Annotated in this window: 5 protein-coding genes; 3 read left to right on the top strand and 2 right to left on the bottom strand. The window is 70.6% G+C overall.

Annotation, left to right across the window (positions count from 1 at the left end; genetic code table 11):
• Positions 1–92: 92 nt before the first annotated feature.
• Together ACFUK0_RS39065 and ACFUK0_RS39060 are read right to left on the bottom strand one after the other, a co-directional pair.
• The gene (locus tag ACFUK0_RS39065) at positions 93–1055 is read right to left on the bottom strand and encodes a zinc-binding dehydrogenase (protein ID WP_380258647.1); all 963 of its coding nucleotides are present in this window, start codon (positions 1053–1055) and stop codon (positions 93–95) included.
• 85 nt (positions 1056–1140) lie between these two features.
• Positions 1141–2337, bottom strand: a complete 1197-nt coding sequence (locus tag ACFUK0_RS39060; RefSeq protein WP_380258645.1) for an NADP-dependent malic enzyme — start codon at positions 2335–2337, stop codon at positions 1141–1143.
• 1008 nt (positions 2338–3345) lie between these two features.
• Between ACFUK0_RS39060 and ACFUK0_RS39055 the strand changes: the two genes are divergently transcribed.
• Genes ACFUK0_RS39055 through ACFUK0_RS39045 form a run of 3 tightly spaced genes read left to right on the top strand, consistent with a single transcriptional unit; the run spans position 3346 to position 6105 of the window.
• A complete protein-coding gene (locus tag ACFUK0_RS39055) occupies positions 3346–4272 on the top strand; it encodes an ABC transporter substrate-binding protein (protein WP_380258643.1) in 927 nt (308 codons plus the stop codon).
• Between the two features lie 46 nt (positions 4273–4318).
• Positions 4319–5308 (top strand): amino acid ABC transporter permease, encoded by a 990-nt coding sequence (locus ACFUK0_RS39050; protein WP_380258641.1) that lies wholly within the window; start codon positions 4319–4321, stop codon positions 5306–5308.
• The gene (locus ACFUK0_RS39045; RefSeq protein ID WP_380258639.1) at positions 5305–6105 is read left to right on the top strand and encodes an amino acid ABC transporter ATP-binding protein; all 801 of its coding nucleotides are present in this window, start codon (positions 5305–5307) and stop codon (positions 6103–6105) included. The genes ACFUK0_RS39050 and ACFUK0_RS39045 overlap by 4 nt, the downstream gene beginning before the upstream one ends.
• Positions 6106–6254: the final 149 nt, after the last annotated feature.

Raw genomic sequence — 6254 nt, 5'->3', positions numbered from 1 at the left:
GAGACACCCTCGGGGGGGGTGCCGGGCCCCGCCGCGTGCTGGCGTCAGGACTACGGCGTGCGGACTACGGCGTGCGGACTACGGCGTGCGGACTACGGCGTGAGGACGATCTTGCCGAAGACGTCGCCCTCGGCCAGCCGGGCGAAGCCGTCCCGGGCGTCGGCCAGCGGCAGCACGGAGTCGATCACCGGGCGGACGCCGGAGTTGGCGCACAGCGCGAGCAGTCCGGCCAGTTCCTCCTTGCTGCCCATCGTCGAGCCGACCACCCGGAGCTCCAGGAAGAAGATCCGGTTGAGTTCGGCGGCCTTCGGGTTGGCGCCCGAGGTGGCGCCGGAGATGACGATCGTCCCGCCGGGGCGCAGCGACTTGACGGAGTGGGACCAGGTGGCCGCGCCGACGGTCTCCATCACGGCGTCCACCCGCTCGGGCAGCCGGGCGCCGCTCTCGAAGGCGGCGTCGGCGCCGAGTGCGACCGCGCGGGCGCGCTTGGCCTCGTCCCGGCCGGTCACCCAGACCCGCAGCCCGGCGGCCTTCCCGAGGACGACCAGGGCGGTCGAGACGCCGCCGCCGGCGCCCTGCACGAGGACGGTGTCGCCGGGCTTCACCCCCGCGTTGGTGAAGAGCATCCGGTAGGCCGTCAGCCAGGCGGTGGGCAGGCAGGCCGCCTCGGCGAAGGTGAGTCCGGGCGGCTTCGGCAGCAGGTTCCAGGTGGGTACGGCGACCTTCTGGGCGAACGTGCCCTGGTAGCGCTCGGTCAGGATGGAGCGCGGCTCGGCGGGGCCGACGCCGTGGCCGCTCTGGCCCACCACGGAGTGGATGACCACCTCGTTGCCGTCCTCGTCGACGCCGGCCGCGTCGCAGCCGAGGATCATCGGCAGCCGTTCGGCGGGCAGGCCGACCCCGCGGAGCGACCAGAGGTCGTGGTGGTTGAGGGTGGCGGCCCGGACGGTCACCACGCTCCAGCCGGGACGGGCCACCGGGTCCGGGAGCTCGCCGGTCTCCAGCCCGCTGAGCGGGTCGTCGGCGTCGATACGTGCGGCGTAGGCAGCGAACATGTCACGGACGATAGCGGCGACGGCCGGGGCCCGGAACCACGCGGGGGTGTGACCCTTGCCGCGTGTCCCGGGCCCGGTGGAGGTGCTATCGGCGGGCGACGCCCTCGCGGCGGGCGGCCTCGGCCACCGCCTTGGTGACGGCCGGGGCGACGCGCTCGTCGAACGGCGAGGGGATGACCTTCTGCGCCGTCAGCTCGTCGGCGACGACGCCCGCCAGGGCCTTGGCGGCCGCGAGCTTCATGCCCTCGGTGATCCGGGTCGCGCGGACCTGGAGTGCGCCCGCGAAGATGCCGGGGAAGGCCAGCACGTTGTTGATCTGGTTCGGGAAGTCGCTGCGGCCGGTGGCCACGACGGCCGCGTACCGGTGCGCGACCTCCGGGTGGATCTCCGGCGTGGGGTTGGCCATCGCGAAGATGAAGCAGCCCTTGGCCATGGTGGCGACGGCCTCCTCCGGCACGGTGCCGCCGGAGACGCCGATGAACACGTCGGCGCCGTCCAGGGCGTCGGCCAGCGAGCCCTTGAGGCCGGTCCGGTTGGTGATCGCCGCGATCTCGGCCTTGACGTCGGTCAGGTCGCCCCGGCCCTCGTGGACCACGCCGTTGCGGTCGCAGACGGCGACGTCGCCGATGCCGGCGGCCACCAGCATCTTGGCGATGGCGATGCCCGCGGCGCCCGCGCCGGAGATGACGGCGCGCAGGCTGCCGATCTCACGGCCCGTCACCTTCGCGGCGTTCCACAGGGCCGCGGTGCTGACGATCGCGGTGCCGTGCTGGTCGTCGTGGAAGACCGGGATGTCCAGGGCGTCCTGGAGCCGGCGCTCGATCTCGAAGCAGCGCGGTGCGGAGATGTCCTCCAGGTTGACGCCGCCGAAGGAGGGCGCCATCCGGACGACCGTCTCGATGATCTGGTCGACATCGGTGCAGGCCAGCGCGATCGGGACGGCGTCGACGCCGCCGAACTGCTTGAACAGGATCGCCTTGCCCTCCATCACGGGCAGCGAGGCCTCCGGGCCGATGTCGCCGAGCCCGAGGACGGCGGTGCCGTCGGTGACGACCGCGACCACGTTGGACTTCCACGTGTAGTCGTTCACCAGGTCGGGCTGCTCGGCGATGGCGGTGCAGACCCGGGCGACGCCGGGCGTGTAGGCGAGGGACAGGTCGTCCGAGTCGCGCACCGGCACCGTGGCCCGGATCTCCATCTTGCCGCCGCGGTGGAGCGCGAAGACGGCATCGACGGGGTCGACGGTGTCCTGGGTGTTGGGGTGGATGATCTCCGCTGCCACGATGACCTCTTCGTCATGGTATGTGAGAGCGCGTCCGACGGGCGGGCGACCCCGTCCAGGGAAACTGGAATCCGGGTACGCCGAAGCGGACCCGGAGGCGGGATCGGGGCGCGGCCGTCGGGCGGCGCCCTCTAGTGAGGGTTTTGGGTCTTATGTCTGCGCTGTGCTTCCGGGCCCGAGCGTAGGTCGGACGAAGGCATCGCACCTATGCCTTTTCGTCCTCGTCACGTGCTCTTCATCCCATTGCCGTCCGCCGTACGGAGACCGGGCATCGGAAGCACCCGGGTCCGGAGGCGGCAACGTCGAAGAAACACGCACACCCGTAGGAGTGAACGCAGACACGGAGGGGAGCTGGCGCCTCGGGTACGGAGCCGACGTCCTCGGCTTCCGGTCCTACGCACCCCGGGTCTGTCGCGACCCGGCGGTCTGTGTTCGGGCTTCGGGGGTCACCCGATAGCAGATTCTGACACACCCACCGCCCTCCCCAGCAGAGCGGGCCGGAAAGATGTCCTTTTTTTCCGGCCGGGGCGACAAGATCTCCGGCAGGCGCGGCGCCCGCACGCAGGCGTCCCCGTGACGGGGGCCCGGGACGCGAGCCGGGGGCGGCCACCTGGCCGTGCCTCCCGACCGGGAGCGGGCCGCTCTGCATACTTATACACAGGGTGACAGGGACACGATATTCGTCCGAATAGCGGACGCTACGCCCCCTTGTTATCCGATTTTGATCTGGATAAGGGCATTCTGACGTTCATCTGATGACAGGATTCCCCCAACTCGGATCGAGCCGGCCACTGGTCGAGGCGGTTCGGTCGACGTCCACCTCGGCGGAGGGTGGCGGATCAGCACCCAGCACCACCCCTGCACCGAAAAGCACCATCCGGCACCCACGGCCGGGCCCGCACCCCCCGGGCCCGCCAGTACAACGCGGTACGGGCCGCCGGCCCATCGGTGCGCCGCTTCCCCCTGCGGCGCACTCCGCTCGACCTCTCCCAGGAGGAGATCCCCCTCATGACCGCTCGTACCCAGCGCACCCGCCTCCTCACGGCCTGTGCCGTCCTCGCGTCCGCCTCCCTCGCCCTCACCGCCTGCGGCAGCAGCGGCTCCGACAGCGGCTCCGGCTCCAGCGGCAGCGCGTCGGTCAGCACCGTCACGGCCGACCCGGCACTGGCCGCGCTCGTCCCGGCCGACATCAAGTCGAGCGGCAAGCTGGTGGTCGGCTCCGACGCCTCGTACGCCCCGAACGAGTTCCAGGACGACAAGGGCACCATCGTCGGCATGGACGTCGACCTGGCCAACGCCGTCGCCGCGAGGCTGGGCCTGAAGGCCGAGGTCCAGAACGCCGGCTTCACCGCGATCATCCCGGGCATCGGCGCGAACAAGTACCAGCTCGGCATGAGCTCCTTCACGGACACCAAGGAGCGCGAGCAGACCGTCGACATGGTCACCTACTTCACCGCGGGCACCGCCTCGGCGGTGAAGAAGGGCAACCCCGACAAGATCTCGGCCGACGACCTGTGCGGCAAGAAGATCGCCGTCCAGACCGGCACCACCCAGGCGGACGCGATCGTCGACGTCATCAACCCGGCGTGCACCAAGGCCGGCAAGCCGACCGTCCCGAACGACGGCGACAAGTTCGACCTCCAGACGGACGTCACCAACGCCGTGGTCTCCGGCCGCAACCAGGTCATGATGGCCGACTCCCCGGTCATCGACTACGCGATCAAGCAGACCAACGGCCAGCTGGAGAAGCTCGGCGAGACGACCGACTCGGCGCCGTACGGCATCGCGCTCGCCAAGGGCTCGGCGCTCGCCCCGGCCGTCCAGAAGGCGGTGCAGTCGCTGATCGACGACGGCACGTACAAGCAGATCCTGCAGAAGTGGGGCGTCGAGGCCGGCGCGGTCGACAAGTCCCAGCTGAACGCCGCTGTCAGCTGACCTTCGCCGTCCTGTTCCCCACAGCGACCTGTTCTGAGGCCACACAGTGAATTCTCCCCACAAGGGGCCGGACGCCCCCGGACGGCCCGAAGCCATCAAGGCCGTCCCGGTCCGCCACCCCGGACGCTGGGTCGGAGCGGCGGTCATCCTGCTGCTCACGGCCATGCTGATCCACGCCGTCGTGACCGTGCCCGCTTTCAAGTGGAACGTCGTCGGCGACTACCTGTTCGACGACCGCATCCTGCACGGCCTGGTGGTCACGCTCGAACTGACCGCGCTGGCGATGGTGATGGGCGTGGTCGGCGGCATCCTGCTCGCCGTCATGCGGCTGTCGCCCAACCCGTTGCTCTCCGGCACGGCCTGGGTCTACATCTGGGTGTTCCGCGGTACGCCGGTGCTGGTCCAGCTGGTGTTCTGGAACTTCCTCGGCGTCCTCTGGGCCAGGCTCTCGATCGGCGTCCCGTTCGGCCCGGCGTTCTGGTCGCAGGAGACCAACATCCTGATCCCGACCTTCGTGGCGGCGCTGCTGGGCCTCGGGCTCAACGAGGCCGCCTACATGGCGGAGATCGTGCGCGGCGGCATCCAGTCGGTGGACGAGGGCCAGCTGGAGGCCTCCCAGGCGCTGGGCATGAACCGCTTCGACGCGATGCGGCGGATCATCCTGCCGCAGGCGATGCGAGTGATCATCCCGCCGACCGGCAACGAGACCATCTCGATGCTGAAGACCACCTCGCTGGTCAGCGTCATCGCCCTGGAGGAGCTGTTCCGCGCCGGGCAGAACATCTACTCGCGCAACTTCCAGAGCATCCCGCTGCTGATCGTGGTCAGCCTCTGGTACCTGTTCCTCACCTCGATCCTCACGGTCGGCCAGTACTACATCGAGCGGCACTACGCGCGCGGCTCCAACCGCTCGCTGCCGCCGACACCGCTGCAGCGGATGAGCGGACTGTTCCGGGGTATCAAGTCGGCACCGGCGGCGAAGCCTGCGAACGCGGGCGTCCACGGCGGCGGCGGCGAAGGCGGAGGTGCGGCATGACCGATCTGACGAAGTCCCCCGCCGACACCGCGCCCGCCGGCCCGATGGTGCGGGCCGAGGCCGTGCACAAGTCGTACGGCCCGGTCGAGGTGCTCAGGGGCATCGACCTGGAGGTCAAGCAGGGCGAGGTGTTCTGCCTGGTCGGCCCGTCCGGCTCCGGCAAGTCGACGTTCCTGCGGTGCATCAACCACCTGGAGAAGGTCAACGCCGGCCGGCTCTGGGTCGACGGCGAGCTGGTCGGCTACCGCCAGAAGGGCGACAAGCTGTACGAGCTCAGGGACCGCGAGGTCGCGATGAAGCGCCGGGACATCGGCATGGTCTTCCAGCGCTTCAACCTCTTCCCGCACATGACCGCCATCGAGAACGTCATCGAGGCGCCCGTCCAGGTCAAGGGCGAGAGCAAGGCGGACGCCAAGGAGCGGGCGATGGCCCTGCTGGAGCGGGTCGGGCTGGCCGACAAGGCCAGGAACTACCCGTCCCAGCTCTCCGGCGGCCAGCAGCAGCGCGTGGCGATCGCCCGCGCGCTGGCCATGAAGCCGAAGCTGATGCTCTTCGACGAGCCCACCTCCGCGCTCGACCCCGAGCTAGTCGGCGACGTCCTGGACGTCATGCGGGGCCTCGCCGAGGAGGGCATGACGATGATCGTCGTCACCCACGAGATGGGCTTCGCCCGCGAGGTCGGCGACGCGCTGGTGTTCATGGACGGCGGTGTGGTGGTCGAGTCCGGCAACCCGCGCGAGGTGCTCTCCGACCCGCAGCACGAGCGGACCAGGGCGTTCCTCTCCAAGGTGCTCTGACTCCCCCGCCCGCGGCGGGGGGCCGCGCGGGCCCCCCCCCCCGGGGGGCCCCGCCCCCCCACCAAAACCCCCCCCCCCCAACACCAAGAGGGCCCCCCCCCCCCAAAAACCCCCCCCCCCCCCCCCCCCCGCCCCCCCCCCCCCCCCCC

It is taken from the genome of Kitasatospora sp. NPDC057223, assembly GCF_042669755.1.
Lineage (GTDB): Bacteria > Actinomycetota > Actinomycetes > Streptomycetales > Streptomycetaceae > Kitasatospora.
This window is presented reverse-complemented; position numbering and strand designations above follow the sequence as displayed.

Bases quoted from the DNA above. Each gene is read 5' to 3' on its own strand.
- ACFUK0_RS39055 (WP_380258643.1), top strand. From the start codon at position 3,346: ATGACCGCTCGTACCCAGCGCACCCGCCTCCTCACGGCCTGTGCCGTC.
- ACFUK0_RS39045 (WP_380258639.1), top strand. From the start codon at position 5,305: ATGACCGATCTGACGAAGTCCCCCGCCGACACCGCGCCCGCCGGCCCG.
- ACFUK0_RS39065 (WP_380258647.1), bottom strand. From the start codon at position 1,055: ATGTTCGCTGCCTACGCCGCACGTATCGACGCCGACGACCCGCTCAGC.